This is a genomic window from Geodermatophilus sp. FMUSA9-8 (assembly GCF_037034165.1).
GTDB lineage: Bacteria > Actinomycetota > Actinomycetes > Mycobacteriales > Geodermatophilaceae > Geodermatophilus > Geodermatophilus nigrescens.
The window spans coordinates 201,402-227,933 of the sequence record NZ_JBAGKE010000011.1 but is presented as its reverse complement, the minus strand read 5'-3'; the positions used below and the strand labels follow the sequence as shown (position 1 = coordinate 227,933).

Annotated in this window: 33 protein-coding genes and 1 tRNA gene; 16 read left to right on the top strand and 18 right to left on the bottom strand. The window is 76.9% G+C overall.

The window, feature by feature from the left end; translation table 11 throughout:
* Nucleotides 1-54: 54 nt before the first annotated feature.
* From WA616_RS21375 to WA616_RS21355, 5 genes are all read right to left on the bottom strand, one after another.
* The gene (locus WA616_RS21375; protein WP_336033021.1) at nt 55-864 is read right to left on the bottom strand and encodes an Fpg/Nei family DNA glycosylase; all 810 of its coding nucleotides are present in this window, start codon (nt 862-864) and stop codon (nt 55-57) included.
* On the bottom strand, nt 857-2,230 hold the full coding sequence (locus WA616_RS21370; RefSeq protein WP_336033018.1) for a cryptochrome/photolyase family protein: 1,374 nt from the start codon (nt 2,228-2,230) through the stop codon (nt 857-859). Before WA616_RS21370 ends, WA616_RS21375 begins: the two co-directional genes overlap by 8 nt.
* A 48-nt stretch (nt 2,231-2,278) precedes the next feature.
* Entirely contained in the window at nt 2,279-2,599 is a 321-nt protein-coding gene (locus WA616_RS21365) for a GNAT family N-acetyltransferase (RefSeq protein WP_336033015.1), read from the bottom strand.
* A 133-nt stretch (nt 2,600-2,732) separates the two neighbouring features.
* The gene (locus WA616_RS21360) at nt 2,733-3,029 is read right to left on the bottom strand and encodes a hypothetical protein (RefSeq protein ID WP_336033012.1); all 297 of its coding nucleotides are present in this window, start codon (nt 3,027-3,029) and stop codon (nt 2,733-2,735) included.
* A gap of 28 nt (nt 3,030-3,057) precedes the next feature.
* Nucleotides 3,058-4,602 (bottom strand): helix-turn-helix domain-containing protein, encoded by a 1,545-nt coding sequence (locus WA616_RS21355; protein ID WP_336033010.1) that lies wholly within the window; start codon nt 4,600-4,602, stop codon nt 3,058-3,060.
* Nucleotides 4,603-4,732: 130 nt separating this feature from the next.
* On the opposite strand from WA616_RS21355, the gene WA616_RS21350 reads away from it, so the two are divergent.
* Both WA616_RS21350 and codB read left to right on the top strand, forming a co-directional pair.
* Complete coding sequence (locus tag WA616_RS21350) at nt 4,733-5,230, top strand: nucleoside deaminase (RefSeq protein ID WP_336033007.1); 498 nt, start codon at nt 4,733-4,735, stop codon at nt 5,228-5,230.
* Nucleotides 5,227-6,546: a cytosine permease gene (codB, locus tag WA616_RS21345; RefSeq protein WP_336033005.1), complete on the top strand. Its 1,320-nt coding sequence runs from the start codon at nt 5,227-5,229 to the stop codon at nt 6,544-6,546. The genes WA616_RS21350 and codB overlap by 4 nt, the downstream gene beginning before the upstream one ends.
* Before the next feature lie 30 nt (nt 6,547-6,576).
* Here codB and WA616_RS21340 read toward each other — a convergent pair whose 3' ends face one another.
* Nucleotides 6,577-7,299 carry a phosphatase PAP2 family protein gene (locus WA616_RS21340; RefSeq protein WP_336033002.1) on the bottom strand — a complete coding sequence of 241 codons (723 nt, stop codon included), beginning with the start codon at nt 7,297-7,299 and terminating at the stop codon, nt 6,577-6,579.
* Between the two features lie 487 nt (nt 7,300-7,786).
* On the opposite strand from WA616_RS21340, the gene WA616_RS21335 reads away from it, so the two are divergent.
* The 3 genes from WA616_RS21335 to WA616_RS21325 all read left to right on the top strand — a co-directional run bounded on the left by WA616_RS21335 (nt 7,787) and on the right by WA616_RS21325 (nt 10,061).
* Nucleotides 7,787-8,518: a hypothetical protein gene (locus WA616_RS21335; protein ID WP_336032999.1), complete on the top strand. Its 732-nt coding sequence runs from the start codon at nt 7,787-7,789 to the stop codon at nt 8,516-8,518.
* Between the two features lie 364 nt (nt 8,519-8,882).
* A complete protein-coding gene (locus WA616_RS21330) occupies nt 8,883-9,152 on the top strand; it encodes a hypothetical protein (RefSeq protein ID WP_336032996.1) in 270 nt (89 codons plus the stop codon).
* A 33-nt stretch (nt 9,153-9,185) separates the two neighbouring features.
* Nucleotides 9,186-10,061, top strand: a complete 876-nt coding sequence (locus WA616_RS21325) for an AraC family transcriptional regulator (protein WP_336032993.1) — start codon at nt 9,186-9,188, stop codon at nt 10,059-10,061.
* 223 nt (nt 10,062-10,284) lie between these two features.
* Here the strand turns inward: WA616_RS21325 and WA616_RS21320 are convergent, their stop codons facing one another.
* Nucleotides 10,285-10,563, bottom strand: a complete 279-nt coding sequence (locus WA616_RS21320; RefSeq protein ID WP_336032990.1) for a hypothetical protein — start codon at nt 10,561-10,563, stop codon at nt 10,285-10,287.
* Nucleotides 10,564-10,868: 305 nt separating this feature from the next.
* Here WA616_RS21320 and WA616_RS21315 point away from each other — a divergent pair, with 305 nt between their 5' ends.
* Nucleotides 10,869-11,192, top strand: a complete 324-nt coding sequence (locus WA616_RS21315) for a hypothetical protein (RefSeq protein ID WP_336032987.1) — start codon at nt 10,869-10,871, stop codon at nt 11,190-11,192.
* 329 nt (nt 11,193-11,521) lie between these two features.
* Here the strand turns inward: WA616_RS21315 and WA616_RS21310 are convergent.
* A tRNA-Arg gene (locus WA616_RS21310) sits at nt 11,522-11,597 on the bottom strand.
* Nucleotides 11,598-11,688: 91 nt separating this feature from the next.
* On the opposite strand from WA616_RS21310, the gene WA616_RS21305 reads away from it, so the two are divergent.
* The gene (locus WA616_RS21305) at nt 11,689-11,937 is read left to right on the top strand and encodes a hypothetical protein (protein WP_336032984.1); all 249 of its coding nucleotides are present in this window, start codon (nt 11,689-11,691) and stop codon (nt 11,935-11,937) included.
* A gap of 47 nt (nt 11,938-11,984) precedes the next feature.
* Here the strand turns inward: WA616_RS21305 and WA616_RS21300 are convergent, their stop codons facing one another.
* Nucleotides 11,985-12,800: an alpha/beta fold hydrolase gene (locus WA616_RS21300; RefSeq protein ID WP_336032981.1), complete on the bottom strand. Its 816-nt coding sequence runs from the start codon at nt 12,798-12,800 to the stop codon at nt 11,985-11,987.
* 90 nt (nt 12,801-12,890) lie between these two features.
* On the opposite strand from WA616_RS21300, the gene WA616_RS21295 reads away from it, so the two are divergent.
* Genes WA616_RS21295 through WA616_RS21280 form a run of 4 tightly spaced genes read left to right on the top strand, consistent with a single transcriptional unit; the run spans nt 12,891 to nt 15,522 of the window.
* Nucleotides 12,891-13,337, top strand: a complete 447-nt coding sequence (locus WA616_RS21295) for an SRPBCC family protein (protein ID WP_073418522.1) — start codon at nt 12,891-12,893, stop codon at nt 13,335-13,337.
* 40 nt (nt 13,338-13,377) lie between these two features.
* Complete coding sequence (locus WA616_RS21290) at nt 13,378-14,232, top strand: NAD-dependent protein deacetylase (RefSeq protein WP_336032976.1); 855 nt, start codon at nt 13,378-13,380, stop codon at nt 14,230-14,232.
* A complete protein-coding gene (locus WA616_RS21285) occupies nt 14,229-14,528 on the top strand; it encodes a biopolymer transporter Tol (protein WP_073418526.1) in 300 nt (99 codons plus the stop codon). The genes WA616_RS21290 and WA616_RS21285 overlap by 4 nt, the downstream gene beginning before the upstream one ends.
* A 31-nt stretch (nt 14,529-14,559) precedes the next feature.
* Nucleotides 14,560-15,522, top strand: a complete 963-nt coding sequence (locus WA616_RS21280; protein WP_336032971.1) for an MSMEG_6728 family protein — start codon at nt 14,560-14,562, stop codon at nt 15,520-15,522.
* A gap of 45 nt (nt 15,523-15,567) precedes the next feature.
* Here the strand turns inward: WA616_RS21280 and WA616_RS21275 are convergent, their stop codons facing one another.
* Together WA616_RS21275 and WA616_RS21270 are read right to left on the bottom strand one after the other, a co-directional pair.
* The gene (locus WA616_RS21275) at nt 15,568-15,987 is read right to left on the bottom strand and encodes a PaaI family thioesterase (protein ID WP_336032968.1); all 420 of its coding nucleotides are present in this window, start codon (nt 15,985-15,987) and stop codon (nt 15,568-15,570) included.
* Nucleotides 15,984-16,346 (bottom strand): VOC family protein, encoded by a 363-nt coding sequence (locus tag WA616_RS21270; protein ID WP_336032965.1) that lies wholly within the window; start codon nt 16,344-16,346, stop codon nt 15,984-15,986. Before WA616_RS21270 ends, WA616_RS21275 begins: the two co-directional genes overlap by 4 nt.
* Before the next feature lie 90 nt (nt 16,347-16,436).
* On the opposite strand from WA616_RS21270, the gene WA616_RS21265 reads away from it, so the two are divergent.
* Nucleotides 16,437-17,135 carry a YbaK/EbsC family protein gene (locus tag WA616_RS21265; protein ID WP_336032963.1) on the top strand — a complete coding sequence of 233 codons (699 nt, stop codon included), beginning with the start codon at nt 16,437-16,439 and terminating at the stop codon, nt 17,133-17,135.
* On the opposite strand, the gene mscL is transcribed toward WA616_RS21265, so the two are convergent.
* The 3 genes from mscL to WA616_RS21250 form a co-directional block, all read right to left on the bottom strand.
* A complete protein-coding gene (gene mscL / locus WA616_RS21260; RefSeq protein ID WP_336032960.1) occupies nt 17,132-17,557 on the bottom strand; it encodes a large conductance mechanosensitive channel protein MscL in 426 nt (141 codons plus the stop codon). The two genes, WA616_RS21265 and mscL, sit on opposite strands and share 4 nt — an antisense overlap.
* A 13-nt stretch (nt 17,558-17,570) precedes the next feature.
* Nucleotides 17,571-18,170, bottom strand: coding sequence for a Flp pilus assembly protein CpaB (gene cpaB, locus WA616_RS21255; RefSeq protein WP_336032957.1), 600 nt, complete (start codon nt 18,168-18,170; stop codon nt 17,571-17,573).
* 84 nt (nt 18,171-18,254) lie between these two features.
* On the bottom strand, nt 18,255-18,605 hold the full coding sequence (locus tag WA616_RS21250) for an FmdB family zinc ribbon protein (RefSeq protein ID WP_336032954.1): 351 nt from the start codon (nt 18,603-18,605) through the stop codon (nt 18,255-18,257).
* Nucleotides 18,606-18,759: 154 nt separating this feature from the next.
* On the opposite strand from WA616_RS21250, the gene WA616_RS21245 reads away from it, so the two are divergent.
* Nucleotides 18,760-19,338 carry an MBL fold metallo-hydrolase gene (locus WA616_RS21245; RefSeq protein WP_073418550.1) on the top strand — a complete coding sequence of 193 codons (579 nt, stop codon included), beginning with the start codon at nt 18,760-18,762 and terminating at the stop codon, nt 19,336-19,338.
* On the opposite strand, the gene WA616_RS21240 is transcribed toward WA616_RS21245, so the two are convergent.
* Nucleotides 19,335-19,742: a YkvA family protein gene (locus tag WA616_RS21240; protein ID WP_336032950.1), complete on the bottom strand. Its 408-nt coding sequence runs from the start codon at nt 19,740-19,742 to the stop codon at nt 19,335-19,337. The genes WA616_RS21245 and WA616_RS21240 overlap by 4 nt on opposite strands.
* 77 nt (nt 19,743-19,819) lie before the next feature.
* Between WA616_RS21240 and WA616_RS21235 the strand changes: the two genes are divergently transcribed.
* A complete protein-coding gene (locus tag WA616_RS21235) occupies nt 19,820-20,299 on the top strand; it encodes an SRPBCC family protein (protein WP_336032947.1) in 480 nt (159 codons plus the stop codon).
* A gap of 307 nt (nt 20,300-20,606) precedes the next feature.
* On the opposite strand, the gene WA616_RS21230 is transcribed toward WA616_RS21235, so the two are convergent.
* Nucleotides 20,607-21,920 (bottom strand): aminotransferase class I/II-fold pyridoxal phosphate-dependent enzyme, encoded by a 1,314-nt coding sequence (locus WA616_RS21230; protein WP_336032944.1) that lies wholly within the window; start codon nt 21,918-21,920, stop codon nt 20,607-20,609.
* A 217-nt stretch (nt 21,921-22,137) separates the two neighbouring features.
* On the opposite strand from WA616_RS21230, the gene WA616_RS21225 reads away from it, so the two are divergent.
* The gene (locus WA616_RS21225; protein WP_336032942.1) at nt 22,138-23,247 is read left to right on the top strand and encodes an LLM class flavin-dependent oxidoreductase; all 1,110 of its coding nucleotides are present in this window, start codon (nt 22,138-22,140) and stop codon (nt 23,245-23,247) included.
* Between the two features lie 9 nt (nt 23,248-23,256).
* Nucleotides 23,257-23,658, top strand: coding sequence for a VOC family protein (locus tag WA616_RS21220; protein WP_336032939.1), 402 nt, complete (start codon nt 23,257-23,259; stop codon nt 23,656-23,658).
* A 153-nt stretch (nt 23,659-23,811) separates the two neighbouring features.
* Here the strand turns inward: WA616_RS21220 and WA616_RS21215 are convergent, their stop codons facing one another.
* Nucleotides 23,812-25,329 carry a carboxyl transferase domain-containing protein gene (locus WA616_RS21215; protein ID WP_336032937.1) on the bottom strand — a complete coding sequence of 506 codons (1,518 nt, stop codon included), beginning with the start codon at nt 25,327-25,329 and terminating at the stop codon, nt 23,812-23,814.
* Entirely contained in the window at nt 25,326-26,516 is a 1,191-nt protein-coding gene (locus tag WA616_RS21210) for a CaiB/BaiF CoA transferase family protein (protein ID WP_336032935.1), read from the bottom strand. Before WA616_RS21210 ends, WA616_RS21215 begins: the two co-directional genes overlap by 4 nt.
* Between the last annotated feature and the right edge of the window lie 16 nt (nt 26,517-26,532).

Here is a 26,532-nt window from a genome sequence, read left to right as displayed (position 1 = left end):
ACATCCGCCGGCGGGTGACCCCGGTGGCCGACCGCTGGGCGACGCCGAGCTCCCTCAGACGGCCTGGCAGACGGGGCACCAGTAGAGGTTGCGGCCGACCATCTCCTCGGTCCGCACCTCGGTGCCGCAGATCCGGCACGGCAGGCCGGTGCGCCGGTAGACGTAGTGCGCGTCCTCGCGGCGCACCGCGCCGGAGCGGCGGGAGCGGTCGGCCGGCTGGGTGGTGACGATGCGGCCCATCCGGACGCCGGCGCGCAGGAGCACCACCAGGTCGTCCCACACCGCCTGCCACTCCTCGGCGCCCACGTCGCGGCCCGGCCGGAACGGCGAGATGCGGTGCCGGAAGAGGATCTCGGCGCGGTAGACGTTGCCGACGCCGGCCAGCACCGCCTGGTCCATGAGCAGCGCGCCGACCGCCGTCCGGCTGCGGCCGACCTTCGCGTAGGACAGGGGCCCGCCGCGCCGGGTGCGCAGCGGGTCGGGGCCGAGCCGGTCGAGGATCGCGTCGACCTCGGGCTGGGTGAGGACGTCGCACGCGGTCGCGCCGCGCAGGTCGGTCCACACGCCCTCGCCCTTCGGCCCGTCGGCCACCCAGCGCATGCGCAGCGCGCCGCGTGGGGGAGGCGGGTCGCCGACGCCGGTCGTGTAGGTGCCGTAGAGGCCCAGGTGCACGTGCAGCACGTCGCCGCCGAAGTCGGCGAACAGGTGCTTGCCGTAGCTGGTGACCTCCTCGACGACGCGGCCGTCGAGCAGTGCGGCGCCGGCGGCGAAGCGCCCCTGCGGGCTGGTCACGTGCACCGGCCGGCCGGCGAACAGCTCCGACTGCTCCCTCGCCAGCCGGTACAGGGTGTGGCCCTCAGGCATCGCGCACCGCCTGGTAGCGGGCCAGCGCCACCCGGCGCTCCTCCGCGTGGTCGACGATCGGCGCCGGGTAGCCGTCCGGCGGGCCGCCGGGCATGGTCCACGGCTCGTGCACGTACCGGTCGGGGACGTCCCGCAGCTCGGGCACCCAGCGCCGCACGTAGGTGCCGTCGGGGTCGAACTGCTGGCCCTGCCGGGTCGGGTTGAACACCCGGTAGTACGGCGAGGGGTCGGTGCCGGTGCCCGCGACCCACTGCCAGCCGTGGTGGTTGCTGGCGATGTCGCCGTCGACGAGGTGGTCGTGGAAGTAGACCGCCCCGCGCCACCAGTCGACGTGCAGGTCCTTGGTGAGGAACGACGCGACGATCATGCGGACCCGGTTGTGCACCCAGGCCTCGCCGTGCAGCTGCCGCATCCCGGCGTCGACGATCGGGTAGCCGGTGCGGCCCTCCGCCCAGGCGGCGAAGTGCTCGTCGGCGACCGGGCCGGTGTCGTAGCGCATCCGCTGCATGTCCGGGTTGAACGCCGCGTGCGCGGTGTCGGGCCGGTGCCACAGGACGTCGGCGTAGAAGTCGCGCCAGATCAGCTCGCCCACGAAGCGCTCCACCGCCTCGCCGTGGTCCTCGGCCAGCGGCTCCGCCTCGGCGACCAGCGTGCGCGGGTGCAGGGTGCCGTACTTCAGGTGCGGCGACAGGCGGCTGGTGCCCGCGGTGCCGGGCAGGTTGCGGGTGTCGGCGTACCCGGCGAGCCGCTGCTCGCGGAACAGCGCCCAGGCGTCGTGCGCCGCGGCCTCGCCCGCCGGCGGCAGCTGCGTGCCGTCGAGGTCCTGGGCGGGCGGCAGGTCCTCCGAGCGGAGGCCCTCGGCCCACGGGATGGCGTCGGGCCGGGGCGCGGGGGAGTGGATGCCGCGGGCCCGCCAGGCCCGGGCGAACGGCGAGTAGACCTTGAACGGCGTGCCGTCGTTCTTCGTCAGCCGCCCGGGCGTGACGCCGTAGGGCGAGCCGGTGCGCACGAGCGGGACCTCGCCGAGCGCCCGCTCGACGGCGGTGTCGCGGGCGCGGCCGTACACGCCGGCGTCGAAGGACACGTGCACGCTCTCCGCCCCGGTCTCGCGGACCAGGTCGGGCACCACCCGCGCCGGGTCACCGGACCGGACGACCAGCGCCCCGCCGGTCTGCTCGCGCAGGTCGGCGAGGCAGTCCCGGAGGAACTGCCGGCGCGGCCGGCCCGACGGCTCCCACAGCCGCGGGTCGACGACGAAGACGGGCACGACGGCGCCGTCCGCGCCGGCGGCCTCGACCGCGGCGACGAGGGCCGGGTGGTCGCTCAGCCGGAGGTCTCGGCGGAACCAGAGGAGCGCGGTGGGCACCTCCGCCAGGCTAGGTGGCCGGGCGCGACGCCGCAGGCCAGCGGCCGGTCAGGTGTCGGCGGTGGCCAGACCGAAGTGCGGCTTGTCGTCGTCGGCCACCAGGTCCAGCGTCTCCGGGTGCTGCTGGATGTAGTGGCGGACGAAGGAGCAGTAGGGGAGGACGTGCAGCCCGCGCTCGCGGGCGGCGTCGAGCACGCCGCTCACCAGGACCGTGCCGATGCCGCGGCCGCCCATGCTCGGGTCGACCTCCGTGTGCGGCAGGGCCATCGTGCCGTCCTCGACGTGGTAGCTGGCCAGTCCGACGACCCGCTCGCCGACCCGCACCTCGAAGCGTCCCCGTTCTGGGACGTCGACCACCGTGGTCTCCATCGCTGCTGTGCCACCTCCGCATCGCCCCGGCGCCGTTGCCGGGGTCACGACGTGCATCAGAGACGGTAACGCCTCGCAGCCGCAGGTGTTTCCCCTCGACGGGGTGTCCCCCCGGCGCGTCGCGGCCGGGAGGTCACGGGCGCGGGTCGGTCCGCGTCCAGCGGCGCTCGTCCCGGCGGCCGCCGAGCCCGGCGCGGCAGCGCCGGCACACCGCCTGCACCTCCTCGGCGTGGCGGCCCGACTCGGGCTGGACGTCGGCCCAGGTCACGTGCGGGAAGCGGGTCAGCCGGGAGCGCGACAGCGACAGCCCGCACACCGTCTCGTTGCGCCCGGGGTCCCAGGCGTGCACCTCACCGGAGGGGTACCGGACGCCGTCCTCGGGGTCGACCCACTGGCCGCCGGCGGCCACGGCCGCGTTGCGCAGTGCCATGCCGCCGTCCCTACCCCCGGACGGGTGGTCAGTGCGGCCGGCCGGGCACCGTCTGCGGGTCCAGCCCGGTGCGCACCCGCCAGGCGGACAGCGCCGTGCCCAGCCGCGTGCGCTGGCCGGGCTCGTCCACCGGCGCCCCGAGCAGGCGCTCGATGCGCGCCAGCCGCGCGTACAGCGTCTGCCGGCGGATGCCCAGCACCTCCGCCGTCCGCGTCTTGCTCATGCCGGTGGCCACGTGGGCGTCGAGGGTGCGCAGCAGGTCCGTGCCGTGGGCGGCGTCGTGGTCGAGCAGCGGCCCGAGCTGGGCGGTCACGAACGCGGCCAGCGCGGCGCCGTCGACGCTGCCCGCCAGCAGCCGGTGGACGGCGAGGTCCTGGGCCAGCACGACCGGGTGCCGGCCGCCGATGCGGCGGGTCATGGCGACGAGCTCGCGGGCCTCGGCCACCGCGTCGGGCACGGCGGCGAGGTCGGCGACGGGGTCGGCGACCGCCACGGTCCGGACGGCGGGGTCCGGCGTGCCCGCGCACAGCAGGGCCCGCATCCGCTCGGCGGCCTCCCGTTGACGCCGCTGCGCCGACCGCGGCCAGCCCCGGCCGAGGACGACGACGCTGCTGCCGGCGGCCCCGGCCAGGCAGCGGCCCAGGACGGTCTCGGCCGCCTCGCGCACCGCGGGCACCGCCTCGCTCGCCGGGGTGCGCCGGTCGAGCTCCACGGCGGCCACCAGCAGCGGCGTGCCCGCGGGGTGCGGCCAGCCGGCGGCGGCCAGGCGGTCGCGCAGGTCGCCGGCCGACACCAGCACCCCGGCGACCAGGTCGGTGACCACCGCCTGGGCCAGCGACGGGCGGGAGCCCGGGTCGGGGTGGCGGCCGAGCTCCAGGGCGACCGCCACCGCCGCGCGCTCGGCGACCCCGCTCCGGCGCGGCGTCGCCCGGCCGTGCAGCACCAGGCGGCCCACCGGGCCGTGCGGGCCGCGGACCTCGGCCCCGCAGCGCTCCGCCGAGTCGTCCAGCCCGTGCGGGCTGCTGCGCTCGACCACCCGGCCGTCGACGTCGAGGAGCTCCACCGGGCAGTCGGCCAGGCGGGACGTGGCGTGCAGCAGGGCGGCCAGCCCCTGCCCGGACACCACCAGGCCGAGCAGCTCCTGCCAGACCGGCTCCCCGGCGCGCCGCCAGGACAGCTTCCGGCGCAGCAGCAGCTCGTGGAAGTCCTCGACCATCCGCACGAACGGCACCACCTCGCGCAGCGCGAGCAGCACCATCCCGCGGCGCCGCGCCGTCTCCACCAGCTCCGCCGGGACGGCGGCGAAGGAGCGCCCGACCTCCAGCGCGAGGGCGGTGCAGCCGGCGTCGGCGAGCTGCTCGGCGTAGTCGGTCACCTGCTGCGCCGAGCGGCCGTGCAGCCCGAGGCCGGTGGTGAGCAGCAGCTCCCCGCCGGCCAGCAGGCCGGCCATCTCGTAGACCTCCGAGGAGTGCACCCAGCGGACGACGGCGGCGTGCGGGTCGCCGGCCAGCACCTCGGGCGCGGCGGCGCGGACGGCGGGCAGCTCGAGCACCTCGGCCACGGTCGGCAGCACCCGCGGACCGTGGCCGGGCGGCGGACACCGTGTCAAGGGATCGGCCGCCTCGGCCGCACGCGGTGTCCCTTGTCCCGCGGGCGCGCGGCGACTTCGCTGCGAGGTCACGACGACGTCCCGAGGAGAGCCTGTGACCACCGTGCCCCTGCCCAGCGCACCCCCCGGCCTGTCCCCGGAGGAGCTCGACCGCTTCCACCTCGGCCTCGCCATCGAGCAGGCCCGCATCGGCTGGGAGGAGGGCGGCGTGCCGATCGGCGCCGCGCTGGTCTCCGGTGGCCGGGTGCTCGCCGTCGGCCGCAACCGGCGGGTGCAGATGGGCAGTCCCATCCGGCACGGGGAGACCGACTGCATCGACAACGCCGGCCGCCAGCCGGCGTCGGTCTACCGCAGCAGCGTGCTCTACACGACGCTCTCGCCCTGCTTCATGTGCGCCGGCACCGCGCTGCTCTACGAGATCCCCCGCATCGTGATCGGGGAGAACCGCACCTTCCGGGCGTCGGAGGAGCTGCTGCGCTCGCACGGCGTGGAGCTCACCGTCCTCGACGACGCCGAGTGCGTCGAGCTGATGCGCCGCATGGTCTCCGAGCGCCCGGAGATCTGGAACGAGGACATCGGGGAGGAGGCGTGAGCAGCGCACCGCGCACCGACGGGCGCGTGACCGGCGCCGACGAGGCCGCCGTCGTCGACCCCGACTACCCGGTCACGCCGGTCCCGGCGCACGCCCGCAAGTCGTTCTTCTCCGTCGCCGTCGTCCTGCTGGGGTTCACGGTCTTCACCCCGACGATGCTCGCCGGGGCGGCCCTGGGCCCGGCGTTCTCCTTCGGCGACCTGCTGCTCGTCATCGCCATCGGGTCGCTCGTGCTCGGGGCCTACGTCGCGGTCATGGGCTGGATCGGCGCGCGCACCGGCCTGACCACCGTCGTCATGGCCCGGTACACGCTCGGCTCGCGCGGCGCGAAGCTCGCCTCGATCCTGCTCGGCGGCACGCAGATCGGCTGGTACGGCGTCGTCGTCGGGACCATCGGCGACCTGACCGCCGAGGCGTTCGGCTGGGAGTCCTACGGCGCCCGCGCCGCGGTGATGGTGGCGACCAGCGCGCTGATGTGCGCCACCGCGTACTGGGGCTACAAGGGCATGTACTGGGTGTCGCTGGTGTCGACGCCGCTGATCCTGGTCCTCGCGTTCTGGGTGCTGGCGCGCTCGCTGCAGGAGGTCGGCGGGTGGGGCGGCCTGGCCGGCATCGAGCCGACGACGTCGATGGCGATCGCCGTCGCGGTGACCACCGTCGTCGGCACGTTCGTCTCGGCCGGCACGCAGGCGCCGAACTGGACGCGGTTCGCCCGGACGGGCTCGCACGCCGTGTGGGCCTGCGTCATCGGCTTCCTCGTCGGCAACGGGCTGATGGTGTTCTTCGGCGCGGTCGGGGCGCTGACCTTCGGCGAGGGCGACTTCGTCCTCGTCCTCTACCAGCTGGGCCTGGTCGGCTGGGGCCTGGTGCTGCTGTTCGGCAACCTCTGGAAGAGCAACGCCGACACCGCCTACGCCTTCGGGGTGGCCGGCGCCGAGCTGTTCGACCGGCCGAGGAAGGCGCCGTTCGTCGTCGGCGGGTCGGTGATCGCCACCGCGCTGGCGCTGGCCGGCGTCGAGGACCACCTGGTCGACTACCTGGTCCTGCTCGGCACGTTCATCCCGCCGCTGGGCGGCGTCATCATCGGCGACTTCCTCGCCCGGTGGCGCCGGGGCCTCCCCGAGGGTCACGTGCCCCCGGCGCTGCGGTGGCCGAACCTCGCCGCCTACGCGGTGGCCGCGTTCCTCGCCTGGCTCAGCGGCGAGCTGGGCGTCGGCATCCCGCCGGTGATCGGGATCGTCGTCGCGGTGGCCCTGTCGATGGCGCTCGCCCGGACGTCGCCCGGCGACCGGACGGGGGCCGGCGCGCGGGGGTAGGACGGCGGCCCGCGGGTGCCGGGGGCGGCGTCACCGCGGTGCGGCACGGCGGCCGGTCCCGGCCCCGCGGGGCCACCGCGGGGCCCGGTCGAGGGCCGGCCGGCACAGGTGGACGACGAGCAGCACGAGGCCGCCCGCCACCCAGCCGGCCAGCACGTCGGAGACCCAGTGGGTGCCGAGGTAGACCGTGGTCAGCCCGACCGTGACCGCCAGGAGGACCGCCAGCCCGGCGGCCCAGCGGCGGCCCCGCCGGGCCAGGAACGCCAGGACGCCCCAGGTGACGACGGCGTTGGCGGTGTGTCCCGACGGGAAGATCGTCCCGTCGGTGAACACCTCGCTGCCGCCCGGAGCCAGTGCGCCGTGCCCGAGCTGCAGCGGCCCCAGCCGGCCGAGCAGGTGCTTCACCGACCCGACGGTGACGTTCACCAGCAGCGTCGCGAGGCCGAGGACGAGCAGCGGGCGCAGGTCGCGGTCGCGCAGCGTCCTCGGCAGCAGCGCCGCCACGGCGATGGCCAGGCAGATCGCCCGCTGGCCGAGCAGGACCCACGCGTCGACGAGCGGCTCCAGCGCGGGCCAGCGCGTGGCCGGCTGCCAGCGGAGGACGGCGGTGTCCAGGTCGGGCAGGTGGTCGCCGAGGACCACCGCCGCCGTCAGGCCGGCGTAGAGGACGGCGAGCAGCCCGACGAGCGCGACGACGGCGTGCCGGCGCGGCCGGGGGCGTGCGAGCGGTCCGCCGGTCCGGGATGCGGGCACCCGGGCGAGGGCGGTCGCCGCGCTCCCCGGTGCCCGGACGGTCCTGGTCAGGCGTCCGTGCCGGCGTCGCCCGGCGGCGGGGGAGAGGGCACGGGCAGGCTCCGATCAGGTCGGGACGGCGCCTGCCGGGGGGCGGGACGGGTCCCGGGTGCCGGCAGGGCGCGTGCCCTCTGCTCGGGCGCGTCGTGGGAGGCGGGGCGGTGGCCCCGCGCGCGGGAACGGGCCGGCGTCCGCGCGGCGGGCCGGGGCACGTGCCCGCGGCGGCGGTACCCGGGCGCGTGGCGGGGCAACCGGTGCCGCGTCCGAGGACGGCGGGTCGTGGAAACCGGTCGCCGCGCCGGCCCGGCCGGGCTACGGTCGCCCCCGCCGTGCCGGACGCAGAGGAGGGAGGACCCGTGGACAGGCAGACGTGGGTGCTCCCCCGCGGGGACACGGCCGGGCGGTAGGCCGCCCGGGAGCGCCGTCCGCACCCCCGGAGGGCACGACCGTGCAGACCACCTCGGAACACCGGATCGACGACGGCGCGCTCGAGCGCCGGTCCACCCTCGGCGGGGTCCCCGGCGTCCTCTGGACGCCCCCGCCCGCCTCCGCACCGGCCCCGCTGGTGCTGCTCGGCCACCCCGGCGGGCTGGCGCGGATGTACCCGCGCCTGCTGGCCCGGGCCCGGCACTGCCTCGCGGCCGGGTACGCCGCGGCCGCCCTCGAGCTCCCCGGCGCCGGGGAGCGGCCGCCCTCGGCCGCCGCCGAGGCGGCCCGCGCCGACCTGCACCGCGCCCTGGCGGCCGGTCGGCCGGTCGACGACGGGATCGTCGACCGTCTGGTCCTGCCGCTGGTGGAGGCGGCGGTGCCGGAGTGGCGCGCCGCCCTCGACGAGCTGCTCGCGCTGCCCGGGCTCGGCGGCCCGGTCGGGATCTCGGGCGGCATCGTCTCGATCGGCGTCCGGCTGGCGGCGGTCGACCCGCGCGTCGCGGCCGCCGTGCTCTTCGCCGGCAGCTACGTCCCCCGGCTCGTGCTGGAGGAGGCCCGGCGGGTGACGGTCCCGCTGCTGGTGCTGCTGCAGTGGGACGACGAGGGCAACGACGGGCAGGCGGCCCTCGACCTGTTCGACGCCCTCGGCTCGCGGGAGAAGACGCTGCACGCGAACACCGGCGGGCACACCGGCGTCCCCGCGTTCGAGGCCGACGACGTCGACCGCTTCCTCGCGCGGCACCTGCGGTGAGGTGCTGGTGCCCCGCCAGGATCCGAACCCGCGGCACACGGTCCAGGAAAGCGATCCAGCCAGTCCTGGACGCCGTTGACGGTCGACGGAGCCCCCTGGCCGGAGAGCGGCTGCCCCACCGGTGAGCCGGGCCGCGGCTGTCCGTCAGCCGGTCCCGGCCCGTCGACGCGCGTCGAGCCACGCATCCACGTCAGGCCCGCTCGAACACCACCCGACGTCCGAGGCGGGAGCCCACCGGTCCCTCACCGCCCTCGACGCTGTGGCGGGTGGGGACTCGATCAGATCGAGGCCCCGATCGCGGCCGGGGGTCACATCGCGCACGGATCCGTCGTGGTGGCCCATCCGGGCCGGGCATCATGGCCCTGTGGTCGCGCAGGACACGGCGAAGCCGTCGGCCGGGGACCGCTCCCGCGCCCTGGTGGTCGGCGCTCCGCTGGGAGGGGCGGGGGCGCTCCAGGTGGCCCCGGGCAGCCTGCGGACCGCGATCGGGGTGCCAGTTCTCGTCGCGCGGCACTCCGGGGCGAGTTCGTGGTGGCTGGACGAGGTGCTGGTTCGCACCTCGCGGCCCGACCGGTTCGCCGCCGCCTGCCGCGCCACCCACGGCGTCCTACCCAGCCACACCCTGCGCACCTGAGCGCCGGGGCACGAGCCATCGGAGGACCGCGTCATGGCCACTGGGACCCCCCTCCCACCGCGGCGCTCCCGGTACACCACGGCCGACCGGATGGAGGCCAGCGACTTCCTCGACCGCGCCTACGGGGCGCGGCTGCGGCTGGGCGGCTTCCCTGACGCCGGCCCGCTGGTGACCCTCGACCAGGTACAGGCCGGAGCGCTCACCGTCGTCGACTTCCGGCTGGCGTCCGATCTCGTCTTCGAGGCCACGGGTCAGGACGACGTCATGATCAACACCGTCCTCGACGGGAGCATGGTCTACGACAGCGGCAAGGCCGGCCACGGCTTCCGGCCCGGAGACGTCGGCATCGGCAACCACCCCGACATGAAGGACCTGGTGGCCCGTTCCCACGCCCTGCACCTGCACACCGTCGGCCTGCCGGCCTCCCTGCTCATCGAGGTGGCCGGCCGCGACCCCGGGCAGGACGGCTCGTCGTGGGAGCTGCTGTCCCTGCGGCCCGTCGACGGCGGCGACGGACGGTGGCGCCGGACCATCCGGTTCGTCGACGACCTGCTCGCCGAGCCCGAGACCGCCGCGTCGCCGCTGCTGCTCGGGCCGGCGGCGCGGCTGCTCGCGGCCACCGCCCTGACGATCTTCCCGAACACCGCCGTCGCCGAACCCGCGGCCGCCGACAGCCTCGACGCCCACCCCGGCACGCTGAGGCGAGCGACCGCGTTCATCGACTCGCACCCCGACCTAGACATCGGCGTCGCCGACATCGCCCGCGCCGCCTCCGTCACCCCGCGCGCGGTGCAGCTGGCCTTCCGCCGGCACCTGGACACCACGCCGACCGCCTACCTGCGCCAGGTGCGGCTGGCTCAGGCCCACCAGCAGCTACGCGACGCCACCCCGGCGACGGGGTCACCGTGACCGCCGTCGCCGCGCGGTGGGGCTTCACCCCCAGCCGGTTCACCGAGCACTACCGCGCCGCCTACGGCGTGCTGCCCAGCCACACCCTGCGCACCTGATCCGCGAGCGCGGTCGCGGAGCGCCGGGCCGGCCCGGCTGCCGCGGCGCGAGGCGCCGCCACCCCGGTCCGGTCCCCGGGCTGCGCGTCGTGGAGGCGTCGGTTCCCCTGGCCGGGACCTGCCGGTCAGGGCGTGGCCGAACCGGGTGCGGCAGCGCGCGTCCACATCCGCAGCGCCAGGCGGCGGTGGTCGTCGGCTCGCGCGCGCGCCCACGCCGCCCGGTCCCCGTACGGCGCGGGGGAGTCGGCGATGTCGACGACGGCGTCCGCGGCGGCAGCGATGTCGTCGTAGCTCAACGCCACTGCCGCGACGGTCGTGGCGGCCGCCCGGATCGCCTCGGCGGCCTGCTGGACAGCAGCGGCATGCCGCTGAGCGAGCAGCGATCGCTCCGGCGCCACGGTCATGACCCGATCGTGAGCGGGGGACGAACGGTGGGCTAGCACCGCAGGCGAAGGCTGAGACGTGCGAGTTCGCCCCCACGCGAAGCGGCGCCCGGCCATCTCGGTCCTGCGGCGAGTGACACGCGGTGACAGCTCGCCCTGGGGCAGCTGGGCTCCCGGTCCCTCCTCCGGAGGTACGCAGCGAGCACTCCCAGGGGTTCGTGAGTCCAGGGGCGCCGATCTCGGCCGCACCGAGCCGATCTCCGTCGCCGCTCAGCGACGCACCGGGACGGCGTGCAGAGGCGGCTGGACGGCGGGACGCTGGCGGTATGGCATCGAAGGACCGGCACGCTGGTGCGGACGGCCTGAGGAAGGACGACGTGGCTCGCGACGCATGGCGGCAGCGCCACCTCGCCGCGGAGCTGGACGAGCGGCGAAAGCTGGTCGGCGAATCGCTCGCTGCGACCGCCGGCGACATCGCCGCGACCGAGGGGAGGATCGCGAACACGCTCGACGCGGTGGCGAGGACCCGACCGGACAGAGCTGCGCACCTCCACGAGATGGCCGAACACGCGCGCACGCGCGAGCACATCGAGACGTCGAACGCGGAGCGGCACCACGAACGTGCCCCGTCCGACCGTCCGGAGCGGTAGCGCCGCTGCGAGCGCCATGAGGGAAGAGAGCCCAGACGCCAGGCTCTGCCGACCACCGACCGGCGGTACCTGACCTACGGGTAGCTCGCCGACCTGGCCGACCACCAGGCCTGCCGGGAGCCGGAGGAGTTCGTCTCCCCCTCGAGGACCGGTGGGCCGCTGCGGGTCGGCGAGGTCCGGCGCGACCGCTCCGACCGGGCCGCCGTCGCGGAGCGGATGGACGCCGCTGGTGCAGACCGGGTGCTGACCGGGTGCGGATCGAGGGCCCCAGCGGGTGCGACCGCCGGTCAGCGGACCGAGCGGATCAGTGCACGGACCTGCGGTGATGCTGGTGCCCCCGGCAGGATTCGAACCTGCGACACACGGTTTAGGAAACCGATGCTCTATCCCCTGAGCTACGGGGGCTCGTCGGCGCGCGGCCGACCCGGGGCGGACCGAGGCTACCGGGGCAGCGCGCGGGGTCCCGCGCAGCGTCCCCGGGGCCTACCGTCGGGTCGTGGTGCTCGCGGTGGTCGAGATCGTGGTGCTGCTGGTCCTGCTCGGCCTGCTGCTGTCCCGGCTGGGCGTCTGGACGGCGGGACGGCCGGCCCTCGCGCCGCCCCGCGCCACCTGGGGCCCGGCGCACGACGAGGTCGACGGCGTCACGCGGGTGCTGCTCCGGCGCTCCCGCCCCGGGCCCGACGGCGAGCCCGTGGTCTGCGAGGACCGGGTGTTCGCGACGTTCCCGGCCGACGACCCCGCCTAGGAGGCGCGCTTCACCGAGGCGATGGCCGGCGCCCGCTTCCGCTGCCGCTACCTCGACGCGGAGGAGTCCCCGGGCTGAGCCGCCCGCGCGGCGGTCTCCTCGACCAGGCGCACGATCGTCCGCGGCCGGTCCGACTGGGGGGCGTGGCCCGCCCACAGGAGCGGGACGAAGCGGGAGCCGGGCACCAGCGGCAGGTAGCGCACCGTCTGCCCCGACGCGATCCAGTCCGCCACGCCCTGCACGAGCGTGACCGGGCAGGAGATGCGGTCCAGGCCGCGCGGGACGTCGACCAGCAGGCCCCACAGCAGCGTCCGCCAGTAGTCGCGGGAGTCGGCGAAGCCCTCCCGCGCGCCCACGGCCTCCTCGGGGGAGGTCGCCCACGGGCGGGCCTTGAGCGGCGCCAGCAGGGCGGACCGGCCGAGCGCCGAGCGCGACAGCGCGCCCACCAGCGGGGCCCCGACGCGCATCACCACCCGCGCCAGCGCCATCCCGCTGCCCTGCACCAGCCGCTCCGGCGGCACGTTCAGGCCCGACGGCGCGATGGCCACCACCGACAGCGCGCGGCCGCGGCGGGCCAGCTCCAGGCCGACCCGGGCGCCGAGGGAGTTGCCGAGCACATGCACCCGCCCCATGCCCTCCTCCACGAGGGTCCGCTCGACGGCGTCGGTGATCGCCGCGACGGTGGGCCGGCGGTCCAGCGCGGAGGAGGACCCCACCCCGGGCAGGTCCACGTCGAGCACGTCGAAGCGGGCGGTCAGCAGGGGGAGCACCGCGGTGAAGTCGCGCCGGGAGCTGCCCATGCCGTGCAGGAGCAGGAGGGGCTCGCCCGTGCCGGCGCGGGAGGAGGAGAGCACTGCGTCCACCCACGCTCCGTACCCGCGGGCGCCGTGCCGCACGGGTGAGCCCGACCACTCCCGCGGTCCGGGCGGCACCGGGCGGGGGAGGATGGCCGCATGGGACAGGTCGTGGCCACCGCCGAACGCGTCGTCCGAGCGCCCGTCGACCGGGTCCGCGCGGCCCTCGCCGACTACACCGGCGCCCGCTCCCGCGCGCTGCCCGAGCAGTTCAGCGACTACCGGGTCGAGGCCGGCGGGCAGGGCGCGGGCACCCGCGTGCACTGGCGGTTCGCCGCGACCAGCAAGCGCGTGCGCGAGCAGGACGTCGAGGTCAGCGAGCCTGAGGGCACCCTGGTCGAGCGCGACACCCGCTCGTCGATGGTCACCACCTGGACGGTCCTGCCCGCCGCCGGCGACGGCAGCACCGTGCGGGTGCGCACCACCTGGGACGGCGCGGGCGGCGTCGGCGGCTTCTTCGAGCGCACCTTCGCGCCGAAGGGGCTGCGCCGCGTCTACGACGACCTGCTCACCCGCATCGAGCGGGAGCTCGTCGCCTCCTCCTGACGTCGCGGCGCGGGGAGCGCGCGCGGAGGACGATGGGGCGGTGACCGCCGCCCTCCCCGCCGTCGAGACCCCGGCGGCCCTCGACGAGCTCACCGGCCTGGTCGCCGACGGCGACGTCCTCGTCCTCTCCGGCGCCGGCCTGTCCACCGACTCCGGCATCCCCGACTACCGCGGCGCCACCGGCTCGCTGCGCCGGCACACGCCGATGACCTGGCAGACCTTCCGGCGCGACCCCCGCGGGCGGCACCGCTACTGGGCGCGCAGCTACGTCGGCTGGCCGCAGATGGCCGCCGCCCGCCCGAACGCGGGGCACTCCGCCGTCGCCCGGCTGCAGCGCGCCGGCCTGCTCGGCGGCGTCGTCACCCAGAACGTCGACGGGCTGCACCAGGCCGCCGGCGCCCGCGACGTCGTCGAGCTGCACGGCGGCCTCGACCGCACCGTGTGCCTGTCCTGCGGCGACGTCGCCCCGCGCGCCGAGCTGCACCGCCGGCTGCGCGCGGCCAACCCGTCGTTCGGCCCGCGCGCCGACGAGGTGAACCCCGACGGCGACGCCGAGCTGCCCGACGAGGTGCTCGACGGCTTCGTGATGGTCGACTGCCGCGCCTGCGGGTCCGGGCCGCTCAAGCCCGACGTCGTCTTCTTCGGGGAGACGGTGCCGCGTGACCGCGTCGACACCTGCTTCCGGATGCTCGAGGAGTCCGGCTCCCTGCTCGTCCTCGGGTCGTCCCTCACCGTCATGAGCGGCTACCGGTTCGTGCTGCGCGCCGCCGAGCTCGGCATCCCGGTGGGCGCGGTCAACCTGGGCCCGACCCGCGGCGACGCCAAGGTCGACGTGAAGGTGGACGCCCCGCTCGGCGCGGTGCTGCCCGAGCTCGCGCGCCGCTGCGGCGCGTGACCCGCCGGGAGGTCGAGCACACCGCCGACGGGCGCTGGATCGTCGTCGACGGGCGGCGGTGGCGGAAGGCCGACCCGTCGCTGCCCGACGACGTCCGCGCCCGGCTGCTGTCCCACCTGGGCGCCGCCCGCTCGGCGGTGCGCACGGCCGGCGACCCGGAGGCCGTGCGGGCCGCCCGCGACCGGGTGCAGCTGGCCAAGACGGGGCTGGGGGAGCGGGGCCCCGCCTGGTGGGACCAGGACGACGATGCCCGCCGTGCCCGCTGGGAGGCGGCGCTGGACGCGCTCGGCGGTTGACCGCCCGCGTCGCCGGGCAGGAAGCCCCACGATGCAGACCTTCCTGCCGGTGGCCGACTTCGTGGAGAGCGCGCGGCTGCTGGACTCGCCGCGGCTGGGCAAGCAGCGTGTCGAGACGCTGCAGGTGCTGCGCGCCCTGGAGCTGCCCGACTACGGCTGGACCTCCCACCCGGTCGTGCACATGTGGCGCGGGCGGACGGCGGCGCTGGTCGTCTACGGCCTGGCGATGGTGAAGGTGTGGCGCGAGCGCGGGTTCGCCGACAGCACGCACACGCTGATCGCCGAGTTCGCCCCCGACGTCGAGCGCGCCTCCCAGGACGAGCTGGCCCGCGCCGGCCTGCTGCCCTCCTGGGTCGGCGACGAGGCGGTGCACCGCTCGCACCGGTCGAACCTGCTCGCCAAGGACCCGGACTTCTACCGGCCGCTGTTCGAGCCGCTGTTCGGCGTCGAGCCCGACGACCTGCCCTACCTGTGGCCCGGGCACGACGACGTGCCGCCCGCGCCCGAGCCGGAGGGCACCCGGGTGTGGGTCGTGCGGCCGCGGGCGCACAACGAGCTCGGCGCCTGCCTGGCCGCCGGCGTCGTCGGGCTGGGCACCCAGTCGGGGGTCGACGTCGACGCCACCGGGCTCTCCCCGGTCGAGCTGCGGGCGCTGGCCAAGGAGCTCTCGGGCCGGCGGCCGAGCAAGGACCTGCGCCAGCTGTCGACCTTCCTCGACGAGATCCGCCCCGGCGATCCCGTGGCGCTGCCCATCGAGCACGGCGCCGGCCTGCTCGTGGGCGAGGTGCTCGGCGACTACCTCTTCGACGGCCGCGAGCTGCTGCCGCACCGCCGCCCGGCCCGCTGGGACCACGTGGTGCCCCGGGCGGCCGCCCGGCCGCCGGCCACGCTGCAGGACCCGCGCGCGCTGTTCTCCGTGGTGATCGACCCCGACGTGCTGCCGCCGTCGCTGGCCGGCACCACCTACCGGGAGCCCGCGCTGCCGCTGGTCTGAGGGCGGGGCGCCGGGGGGGCGCCCCGCCCTCGCGACCAGCGGCGCTCAGGCCCCGGGCAGCGGCACGTTCTGCAGCCGCACCTGGCCGCGGGCGACGAGCTTGCCGTCCTCGGCGCGGGTGAGCTGCACCAGCCACAGCTGCAGGGTGCGGCCCTGCTGGACCGGCTCCGCGACGACGTCGAGCCGCCCGGCGGTGACCGGCCGCAGGAAGTCGGTGCTGTTGTTGACCCCGACGGCGAACTGGCCGCGGTCGGCGACCGCGACGCTGGCCCCGATCGAGGCCGCCGACTCGATCACCGCGCAGTAGACGCCGCCGTGCGCGACGCCCCACGGCGTGTGCTGGTCGGGCCCGAGCTCGACGGTGCCGGTGACCCGGGTGCCGGTGGCCTCGGCGACGTCGAAGCCGGTGGCCGCCACGAAGGCGCTGGCCGAGGACCGGTCGACGCCGGGCAGCTCCGCGCTCACGCGGCGTCCCACACGAGGCAGAACGGGTGGCCCACCGGGTCGGCGTAGACGCGGAAGTCGCCCCCGCCGCCGGGCAGCTTCCGGGCGCCGAGCGCGAGCGCCCGCGGCTCGGCCTCGTCGATGTCGCGCACGAAGACGTCGAGGTGGAACTGCTGCGGCCGCCCCGCGTCGGGCCAGTCCGGCGGCACGAGGTCCGGCGCCTGCTGGAAGGCCAGCCGGTGCCCCTGCCCGGTGACCACCACCCAGTCGTCGCCGGGGGAGCCCTTGCTCACCTCCATCCCGAGCAGGTCGGCGTAGAAGGTGGCGAGCGCGTGGGCGTCGGGCGCGTCGATGACGACGCTGTGCAGCGAGCCGATCATGGAGCCCATCCTGGCCGGTCGGCGCCGTCCCCACCGCCGGTGATCGGGCCGTCCGGCGCAGGGATCCGGCCACGGGGCAGGATCGCCGACGTGCCCGACCCGACCGACCAGCCCCCCGTCCTCGGCTCGCTGACCTGGGAGCCCGCCGCCACCCGCGCCGACCTGCTCGGGGAGGCCGTGGCCGCCGCGCTGCCCGCGCTGACCGGCCCCGCCTGGGTGGCGCCGGTCGACGACGACCTCGCCGACACCGCCGCCTTCACCGAGGCCTACGGCGTCCCGCTGGAGGCCTCGGCGAACTGCGTCGTGGTGGCCACCCGCCGGGCCGGGCAGACGGCGCTCGCCGCGTGCGTGGTGCTGGCCACCACCCGCGCCGACGTCAACGGGCTGGTCCGCCGGCACCTCGGCGCGCGCAAGGCGTCCTTCGCCCCGCAGGACGTCGCCGTCGCCGAGTCCGGCATGGCCTACGGCGGCATCACGCCGGTGGGCCTGCCGCCGTCGTGGCCGGTGCTCGTGGACGCCGCGGTGGCGGCCGCCGGCCTCGTCGTCGTCGGGTCGGGCACGCGCGGGGCGAAGCTCGCGCTGCCCGGGTCGGTGCTCGCGGCGCTGCCCGGGGCCGAGGTCCTGGAGGGTCTCGGCGTCCCGGTCGCCGACCAGCCGCAGCCGGCCCCGGCCGCGCCGGCCGAGCGGGCGCCCGACGACCGCGACGTCGGCTGGGGCGAGCGGCCCGACGACGCCGACCCCGACCGGCGCTACCTGGAGGACCGCCCGCCCCACTGGGGCAGCGACTAGAGGGCGGTCGAGCCCGGCCCGCCGGGACGCTCGCCGGGGCCCGCCCCCTGCTGCGCGCGCAGCAGGTCGCGGATCTCGGCGAGCAGCTCCACCTGGGTGGGCGCCACGGGGCCCGCCTCCTCGCCGCGCTTGCGCCGCTCGGCGACCTTCTTGAGCGGCAGCACCACGATGAAGTAGACGACCGCCGCGGTGAGCACGAAGGTGATCACCTGGCTGATGAACGCGCCGTAGGTGAACGTCTGGCCGTTCACCGTGAAGGTGCCGCCCACCTCGCCGCCGCCGGCCACCAGGCCGATCAGCGGGGTGAGGAACGAGTCGGTGAACGCGGTGACGACGGCGGTGAACGCGGCGCCGATGACGACGGCGACGGCCAGCTCGACCACGTTGCCGCGCAGCAGGAAGTCCTTGAAGCCCTTGAGCACGGGCCCCATCTCCTCACGGCGGGGCGGGCAGGGTCAACGTCAGCGTGGCGGTGGTGGCGGCAGCGGCGAGTGTGGCGGCCGTGTCCTCGTCGACGGCGAGCACGAGCAGGCCCTCGTCGTCCGGTGCGGCGAGCACGAGCGCGCCCCGCGCGACCGTCGCGGCCGAGGGCGTCCCGGCGGAGGTGGCCAGCACGTCGACGCGGTCGCCGGCGGCGGCGAGGCGGGCGACGCCGAGGTCGGCCAGGCGCACCGGGGCGGCCACCTGGCCGGCGGGCAGCAGCGCCGTCAGGCCGGGGCCGACCAGACGGACGTCGGTGACCGGCTCACCGGCCCGCACCGGCGCGGCGAGCACCCGCCCGGCGAGCGCGGCCGGGTCGCCCGTCGACCCCGCCGGGGCGGCCGGCAGCTCGACGACCGCCAGGGACCCGGCGGCCAGCACCGACCCGGCGGGGAGGTCGGCCGCGGCCGTCACCACCGGGGTGCCCGGCGCCGGAGGGGCGGGTGGCTGCTCGGGCGGGCGGACCGCCAGCACCAGCGCTAAGGCGACGAGCAGCGCGGCGACGAGGCGGCGCAGCAGCAGGACGGGGGACCGGGGCCGGCGCAGGCGGGGCACCGGCCCAGGCTGGGCGGGCGCCTCCCACCGCGGGGCGCGCGGCGGGAGGGTGTGGAGGAGCCGTCCGGGTGTGGACGGCGCGGCTCAGGAGGCCGCGGCCTTGCTCCCGCCCGAGGACGACGAGGTCGACGACGAGGAGGAGCTGGAGGACTCCTTCGACGACGACGACGAGGAGGACGACGAGGAGGACGACGAGCCCGACGAGGAGTCGCTGGAGCCCGAGGCCTTCGCCGGCTCGGTGGAGCTGGAGCCCGAGCGGCTGTCGGTGCGGTAGAAGCCGGAGCCCTTGAACACCACGCCGACCGAGCCGTAGACCTTGCGCACGGGCGCGCCGCAGGTCGGGCACTCGGCGACCGCGGCGTCGGTGAAGGACTGCACCACCTCGAACTGGTGCTTGCCCTCGGGGTTGGTGCAGACGTACTGGTACGTGGGCACGGTGCGGCACTCCTGGTCGAGCGTGGGACGGGTGGGCCCGGCGCCGGCTGGCACTCGGGGCCCTCGACTGCCAATGATGCGCCACGTCCCGACCCGGCGTCCACGTGATCCGCGTGGTGTCGCCCCGCAGGGTCAGCGGCCCTAGCGTGCGCTCATGGCCGACCTCGCCCGCACCGCCCGCGTCGACGTCCTCGTCGAGGGCTACGCCCGCCTGCCGAACGTCGCCGGCACGGTGACCCTGGTCCGCGACGCCGGCCGGGTGGTCGTCGTCGACCCGGGGATGGTGGCCGACCGCGACCTGGTGCTGGCGCCGATGCGCGCGCTCGGGGTCGCGCCCGAGGACGTCACCGACGTCGTCGTCAGCCACCACCACCTCGACCACACGGTCAACATCGCGCTGTTCCCGGTGGTGCCGGTGCACGACTTCCAGTCGGTCATCGAGGGGGACGTGTTCACCCGCCGCCCGGCCGACGGCGTGCAGCTCACCCCGGCGGTGCGGCTGCTGGCCACGCCCGGGCACACGCCGCAGGACGTCACCACGCTGGTCGGCACCGCGGACGACGTCGTCGCGCTGACCCACCTGTGGTGGACCGGCGAGGGCCCGGCCGACGACCCCTACGCGCCCGACCGCGACCAACTGCGGCAGCAGCGCGAGCGGGTGCTCGAGCTCGCCACGCTCGTCGTGCCGGGCCACGGCGCGCCCTTCCGGCCGGGGACCTCGACCCCGCGCTAGGCCGGCAGCCGGGTCGCCCGGCGCAGCGCGGCCAGCCCGGCCTCGGTGCCGGGCCAGTGCCGGGCGACGGCGTCCGGGCCGGCCCGGCGGACCACCGAGCGCAGCACGAGCGCCACGGCGACGGCGTCGTCGGCCCAGCCGATGACCGGGATGACGTCGGGCACGAGGTCGACCGGCATCGCCAGGTAGCCCAGCAGCAGCCACAGCCGTACCCGGACGCCGCGCGGCAGCGAGCGGTCTCCGGCCAGCCGGCGGACCAGCCGCAGCACGTCGGGCAGCAGCCGCAGCAGCTCCCGCGCCCGCAGCTCGTCGGGCCGGGCCGCCCACAGCGCCGCGAGCAGCACCAGCCAGCACAGCAGCAGGCCCGCGCCGATGCCGATCAGCGTCCACGCCCAGTCCGGCACGGCACCCAGTCTGGCGGGGCCGCCGGCGGCGCGGCGAGGGTCCCCACGACGTCGGGCCACCCGGCAGGATCCGCCGGGTGAGCCTGCGCATCCCCCCGTCCGTGGGCGTCGAGGTCGAGGTCGCGGCAGCACCGGAGGCGGTCTGGTCGGTGCTGGCCGACCCGACCCGGATCGGCGAGTGGAGCGGCGAGTGCGTCCGGGCGGCCTGGCTCCCCGGGTCCGCGCACGTCGCGCCCGGCGCCCGGTTCCGCGGGGAGAACCGGGTGGGCCGGTCGCGGTGGGCGCGGGTCTGCGAGGTCACCGAGGTCGACCCGGGCCGGGTGCTGGCCTGGCGGACCCTGCCCGGCGGGCCCTACCGCGACCGCACGCACTGGCGGGTCGTCCTCGAGCCCACCGCCACCGGCACCCGCATCGCCCAGCGCTACGAGCTCACCGGCATGCCGGTCGCCATGGAGCTCCTGGCCGCGCTGCTGCTGCCCGCCCACCGCGACCGCACCCCCGGCCTGCGCGCGGACCTCGAGCGCCTGGGCCGGGTCGCCGCGGGCGTCCCGGCGTGACCGCCCCCGGCCTGCTCGCCGCCCCGTGCCGGGCTGCGCGTCGTTGTGCGTCGAGGACCTGGTCCGCCACCTCGCCGCCATCCACCGCTGGGCGGCAGCCTGCGCGCGCACCGGACCCGAGGGGCCGCTGCCCGACGACGAGCCGTTCGCGCGGGAGGCCCCCGACCTGGCAGGTGCACGAGACGCTGGTGCACCGCCTCGACCTCGCCGCCGCCCTCGGCGTGCCGGCCGGGGCCGACCCGCGGGCGGCCGCCGGCTGCGTCGCCGAGGTGCTCGCCGGGGCCCTGACGCCCTGACGCCCTGACGGTCAGGCGACGGCGAGCCTCCCGTGGCGCCGGTCGTCCCCGGCCGCCTCGCGGGTGGACTCGCGGGTGGACTCGCGCGTGGCGAGCACCGCCTGCGCCACCGAGCCGGCCGCGGCCTGCAGCTGCTCGGGGGTGTGGGTGGCCATGACCGACAGCCGGAGCACGCCCTTGCCGCGCGGGACGGCCGGGTAGGCGACCGCGTTGCAGTAGACGCCGGCCTCGTAGGCGGCCCGCCAGGCGGCGACGGTGGCGGCCTCGCTGCCGGTCGGGACGGCGATCACCGCGCCGCTGCCGGGCAGCGGCGGCGTGCCGGCCACCGACAGCTCCACCCGCAGCTTGACGCCGTTCTCCTGCAGCCGGGTCCGGCGCTCCGGCTCGGCGCGCAGGATCCGCAGCGCGGCGAGCGCGGCGCCGACGCCGGCGGGCTCGTTGGCGGCGCTGAAGACGTAGGGCATGGCGCTGGCCCGGATGCCGTCGGCCACCGCGCGGGAGGTGAGCACCGCGCCGCCGACGCTGGCCAGCGACTTGCTGAACGCGAGCGTGATCCCGTCGACGCGGTCGAGCGCGCCGGTGGCCTCCGCCGCGCCGAGGCCGTGCTCGCCGAGCACGCCCAGGCCGTGCGCCTCGTCCACGACCAGGCGCGCGCCGTACCGCGCGCACAGGTCGGCGATCGCGGCCAGCGGCGCGGTCTCGCCGGTCATCGAGTAGACGCCGTCGACGACGACCACCGCGCCGGCCTCCGGGTCGAGCCGGGCCAGCCGGCGGGCCAGGGAGTCGGTGCTGTTGTGGGTGAACCGGATGACGGTGCCGCGGCTGGCGGCCGCGCCGGCGTGCACGCTGGCGTGGGCGTGCGCGTCGACGAGCAGCGCGTCGCCCGGGGCGCAGGCGGTCGACAGCAGCGCCACGTTGGCGTTGACGCCCGAGGAGGTCAGCACCGCCGCCTCGACGCCGTAGAGGTCGGCGAGCTCCTCCTCCAGCTGCAGGTGCAGCCGGGTGGTGCCGTTGAGGACGCGGCTGCCCGAGGTGCTGGTGCCGTAGCGGCGCACCGCCGCGACGGCGGCCTCGACGACGCGCTCGTCGCCGGCCAGGCCGAGGTAGTTGTTGCTGCCCAGGTTCACCCGCGGGACGCCGTCGTCGTAGACGGTGACCGGCTCGGGGGCGCCCGCCGTCGGCACGCCGTGCGTGTTGGAGCCCTCCCGGACGTGCTCACGGAACAGGGCGGCGAGGGGGTCCTGCAGCAGCGGGGCGAAGGCGTCGCGTCGGCCGCTCCCGGTGTCCGGTCCGGTGCGCGGTCCGGCGGTCGGGGCGTGGTGCACGGGGGCTCCGTTCGGGATGTGCGGCGGAGGGTCCGGCGCTGCGACACCCTCGCCAGCGCCGTGACTCTCCGTCAACGGTGGGTCAGCTCACAGTCCGACCGGGTGACCCTCGTGCCCCCGTGGTGCGACACCCGGTCGTCGTCTGCTCACCGTGCGTACCACCTCGGCCGGGTGGTGCGCGTCCGTACGGGTGAGACGCGCCGGTACCGCTCGTGCCGTGACCGCCCGGACACCCTCCGGCCACCTGGCCGACACCGGCGGGCGGGAAGCCGAGCCGGTCCCGGGGGCGTTGCCGCAGGTGATGATCGAGCCCGCGCCCCTGCCGCTGTCCGTCCTCGAGCTGGCCACCGTCGGCTCGGGGCAGTCCACCGCCGACGCCTTGGCCGCCACCACGCGGGTCGCGCAGGCCGCCGACCGGCTCGGCTACACCCGCATCTGGGTGGCCGAGCACCACAACATGCCGGCGGTCGCCAGCACCAACCCGCCGGTGCTCATCGCGCACCTGGCCGCCGCGACCGCGCGGATCCGGGTCGGCTCGGGCGGGGTCATGCTGCCCAACCACGCGCCGCTCGTCGTCGCCGAGCAGTTCGCGCTGCTGGAGGCGCTGCACCCGGGCCGGATCGACCTCGGCATCGGCCGCGCCCCCGGCACCGACGCGCACACCGCGATCGCGCTGCGCCGCGACCCGGCCGCCCTCGGCGCGGAGGACTTCCCGCAGCACCTGCTCGACCTCCTCGGCCTGCTCGGCGACCGGCGGGTCGAGGGCGGGCTGGCCGAGCGCTTCACCGCCACGCCCGCCCCGACGTCGTCACCGGACGTGGTGCTCCTGGGCTCCAGCGGCTTCTCCGCGCAGCTCGCGGGCGCGCTGGGGCTGCCGTTCGCCTTCGCCCACCACTTCGGCGGGCCGAACGTGCAGGCCTCCGTCGAGCTGTACCGGGAGTCGTTCCGGCCCTCGCCCGCGCTGGGACGCCCGTACACGGTGGTGACGGCGAACGTCCTGGCCGCCGACACCGAGGAGGACGCGCGCCGGCTCGCGCTGCCCGGGCAGCTCATGCGCCTGGCCATCCGCACCAACCGGCTGCGCCCGGTGCCCAGCCTCGAGGAGGCGCAGACCGACCCCGAGCGCGCGGCCGCCGAGGCGATGCCGAGCAACGCCGTCGTCGGCGACCCGGGTCAGGTGGCCGCGCAGCTCCGCGGGCTCGCCGCGGCCACCCGCGCCGACGAGCTGATGCTCTCGGCGTCCACCCACGGCGTCGCGGAGCGGGTGCGCAGCCTGGAGCTCGTGGCGGGCGCCTGGGGGCTGGTCCCGGAGGTCAGCGCGGCCTAGCGTCCGGCCATGGGAGCGCGACTGGCCGCCTACCTCAGCTACCGTGACGCCCCGGCCGCCCTGGAGTGGATGACGGCCATCGGCTTCACCGTCGTCCGCCGGTCCGACGCGGGCGACGGCACCGTGGCGCACGCGGAGGTCCGCTGCGACGACGTCGTCCTCATGGTCGCGAGCGACGACGCCGATTACGTGCACCCGCCGCTGGTCGGCCGGTCGACCGGGTCGGGGCTCTACCTGGTGCTCGACGACCCCGCCGACGTCGACGACCGCTTCGCGCGCGGGGTCGCCGCCGGCGGCACCCCGGTGTTCGCCCCGGAGGACACCGAGTGGGGCACCCGGCGGGCGCGACTGCTCGACCCCGGCGGCCAGGAGTGGAGCCTCGGCACCTACGCGCCCGGCGTCGCCTGGTAGCCGTCCCGGCGCACCCCGGCGCGTCCTGGCTCACCGCAGCGCGTCCTGGCTCACCGCAGCGCGTCCTGGCGCACGGTCGGCGGTGAGCCAGGACGCGGCACGATCAGGCCGGCTGATCGTGCGCGGACCAGCCGCCAGGTCGCGCGCGGGCCGTCAGCGGCCGAGGTGGCGGTAGCGGTGCAGCCGGCTGCGGGTGCGCTCGGCGTCCTCGCGGCCCAGCAGTCCGGCCAGCTCCTCGCCGAGCACCCGCCCGAGCCGCCGGCAGAACTCCACCGGCTCGTCGGCGGCGTCGGGCCGCTCGGGCACCACGCGGTCGACGATCCCGGCGCGCCACAGGTCGGTGGCCCGCACGCCCTGGCCGGCCGCCATCTCCGGCGCCCGGTCGACGGTGCGGTGCACGATCGCCGAGGCGCCCTCCGGCGGCAGCGGCCCCAGCCAGCCGTTGGCCGCGGCGAGCACCCGGTCGGCGGGCACCAGCGCCAGCGCGCCGCCGCCGGTGCCCTGCCCGAGCAGCACCGCCAGCGTCGGCGCCCTGAGCGTCACCAGGTCCTCCAGGCACCGGGCGATCTCGGCGGCCAGCCCGCCCTCCTCGGCCTCCCGCGACAGCGCGGCGCCGGGGGTGTCGATGAGCGTGACCAGCGGCAGGTGCAGCTCGGCGGCCAGCCGCATGCCCCGGCGGGCCTCCCGCAGCGCGGCCGGGCCCAGCGGCGCCGACAGCGACTGCCCGCGCCGGTCCTGCCCGAGCACCACGCACGGCGCGCCGCCGAAGCGGGCCAGCGCGAGCAGCAGGCCGGGGTCCTTCTCGCCCGCGCCGGTGCCCGAGAGCCCGACGACGTCGGTGGCCGCGGTGCGCAGCAGCCGCCGCACGCCGGGCCGGTCGGGGCGGCGGGAGGCGGTGACGACGTCCCAGGCGCTGCGCCCGTCCTCGGGGTCGGAGGCGTCCGTGCCGTCCTCGGGGGTGGGCCGCTCGGCGTCGCGCACGTCGAGGTGCCAGGTCCGGCGGGCCGACAGCACCGACAGCGCCCGGTCGGCGAGGTCCGCGACGTCCTCGTGCGGCACGACCGCGTCGATGAGCCCGCGCTCGGCGAGGTGCTCGGCGGTCTGCACACCCTCGGGGAACCGCTCGCCGTAGAGCGCGGAGTAGACGCGCGGGCCGAGGAAACCGATCGAGGCGCCCGGCTCGGCGATCGTCACGTGCCCGGTCGACCCCCACGAGGCCAGCACCCCGCCGAACGTCGGGTCGCGCAGGTAGACGAGGTAGGGCAGGCCCGCGGCCTTGTGCCGGGCGATGGCGGCGGTGATGCCGATCATCTGCAGGAAGGCGACCGTGCCCTCCTGCATCCGGGTGCCGCCGGACACCGGCGCGGCCAGCAGCGGCAGCCCTTCCTCGGTGGCCCGCTCGACGGCCGCGACCAGCCGCTCGGCGGTGGCGACGCCGATCGACCCGGCGAGGAAGCCGAACTCCCCGGCGACGACGGCCACCCGCCGGCCGCGCAGCGACCCCTCCCCGGTGACGACGGCCTCGTCCTGCCGCGAGCGCTCGGCGGCCGCGCGCAGCTCCTCGGCGTAGGCGGGGTCGACGTCGCGGTCGCCGATCGGGGCGTCCCAGCTCGTCCACGACCCGGGGTCGAGGACGAGGTCGCGCAGGGTCCGGGCGTCCAGCCGCGTCACGAGGTGAGCCAGGCGCGGATCTCGGCGTCGGAGCCACCGAGCACCGGGGGAGCGGCGTGCTCGCGGCGGGTGGTCTCGGTCTCGCCGCCGGGACCGGGGGCGAAGAAGCGCAGCGGCGGGCCGGGCAGCTGCAGCCGGCCCAGCGTGGCGTGGTCGACGTCGACCAGCAGGCCCTGGGACAGCGTCTGGTCCCAGGCGTAGACCTCGTCGATCGAGCGGACCTTGCCCGCGGGGACGCCGGCCGCGGCCAGGCGGGCGAGCAGGTCCTCGGGGCCGATGTCGGCGAAGGCGCGCTCGAGCAGCTCGATGACCTGCGCCCGGTTGCCCACCCGCTCGCCGTTGGTGGCCAGGCCGTCGGCCTCGGGGTCCAGGCCGAACTCGGCGCACAGCCGCCGCCACAGCCCCTCCGAGCCGCAGGACAGCTGCACGCTGCCGCCCCTGCACCGGAACAGGCCGTAGGGGGCGATCGAGGGGTGGTGGTTGCCCTGCGCGCGGCCGACCTGCCCGCCGACCGTCCACGCCGTGCCCTGGAAGGCGTGCACGCCGACGATCGCGGCGAGCAGCGACGTGCGCACCACCTGGCCGCGGCCGGTCCGCTCGCGCTCGTGCAGGGCGGCGAGCACGCCGTAGGCGCCGTACATGCCGGCGAGCAGGTCGCCGATCGGCACGCCCACCCGCTGCGGGTCGTCGGGGCCGGGGCCGGTCAGCGACATGAGACCCGCCTCGCCCTGGGCGATCTGGTCGTAGCCGGCGCGGCTGCCCTCGGGGCCGTCGTGGCCGAAGCCGCTGATGGAGAGCGTGACCAGCCGCGGGTTGAGCTCGGCGAGGACGTCGGTGCCGAACCCGAGGCGGGCCAGCGTCCCGGGCCGGAAGTTCTCCAGCAGGACGTCGGCCCGGCGGACGAGCTCGCGCAGCAGCTCCTTGTCTCCGTCGTCCTTGAGGTCGAGGGTGACCGACTCCTTGTTCCGGTTGGTCGACAGGAAGTACGTCGACTCCCGCGCCGCCCCCTCCGGCTGGACGAACGGCGGCCCCCAGCCGCGGGTGTCGTCCCCGCTGCCGGGGTTCTCCACCTTGATCACCCGGGCGCCGAGGTCGCCGAGCATCATGCCCGCGTGCGGCCCGGCCAGCGCGCGGGTCAGGTCGACGACGAGGATCCCCTCGAGGGGTCCACTGCGCGGTCCGGTCATGCGTCCCTCTCCCTGT

Excerpts from the sequence above, each read along its gene's own strand:
- WA616_RS21245 (WP_073418550.1), top strand. The coding sequence starts at position 18,760 with ATGGCCGACCTCGCCCGCACCGCCCGCGTCGACGTCCTCGTCGAGGGC.
- WA616_RS21360 (WP_336033012.1), bottom strand. The coding sequence starts at position 3,029 with ATGGCACTGCGCAACGCGGCCGTGGCCGCCGGCGGCCAGTGGGTCGAC.
- WA616_RS21325 (WP_336032993.1), top strand. The coding sequence starts at position 9,186 with ATGGCCACTGGGACCCCCCTCCCACCGCGGCGCTCCCGGTACACCACG.
- WA616_RS21270 (WP_336032965.1), bottom strand. The coding sequence starts at position 16,346 with ATGATCGGCTCGCTGCACAGCGTCGTCATCGACGCGCCCGACGCCCAC.
- WA616_RS21220 (WP_336032939.1), top strand. The coding sequence starts at position 23,257 with ATGGGAGCGCGACTGGCCGCCTACCTCAGCTACCGTGACGCCCCGGCC.
- WA616_RS21210 (WP_336032935.1), bottom strand. The coding sequence starts at position 26,516 with ATGACCGGACCGCGCAGTGGACCCCTCGAGGGGATCCTCGTCGTCGAC.
- WA616_RS21375 (WP_336033021.1), bottom strand. The coding sequence starts at position 864 with ATGCCTGAGGGCCACACCCTGTACCGGCTGGCGAGGGAGCAGTCGGAG.
- WA616_RS21295 (WP_073418522.1), top strand. The coding sequence starts at position 12,891 with ATGGGACAGGTCGTGGCCACCGCCGAACGCGTCGTCCGAGCGCCCGTC.
- WA616_RS21315 (WP_336032987.1), top strand. The coding sequence starts at position 10,869 with ATGGCATCGAAGGACCGGCACGCTGGTGCGGACGGCCTGAGGAAGGAC.
- WA616_RS21280 (WP_336032971.1), top strand. The coding sequence starts at position 14,560 with ATGCAGACCTTCCTGCCGGTGGCCGACTTCGTGGAGAGCGCGCGGCTG.
- WA616_RS21320 (WP_336032990.1), bottom strand. The coding sequence starts at position 10,563 with ATGACCGTGGCGCCGGAGCGATCGCTGCTCGCTCAGCGGCATGCCGCT.
- WA616_RS21365 (WP_336033015.1), bottom strand. The coding sequence starts at position 2,599 with ATGGAGACCACGGTGGTCGACGTCCCAGAACGGGGACGCTTCGAGGTG.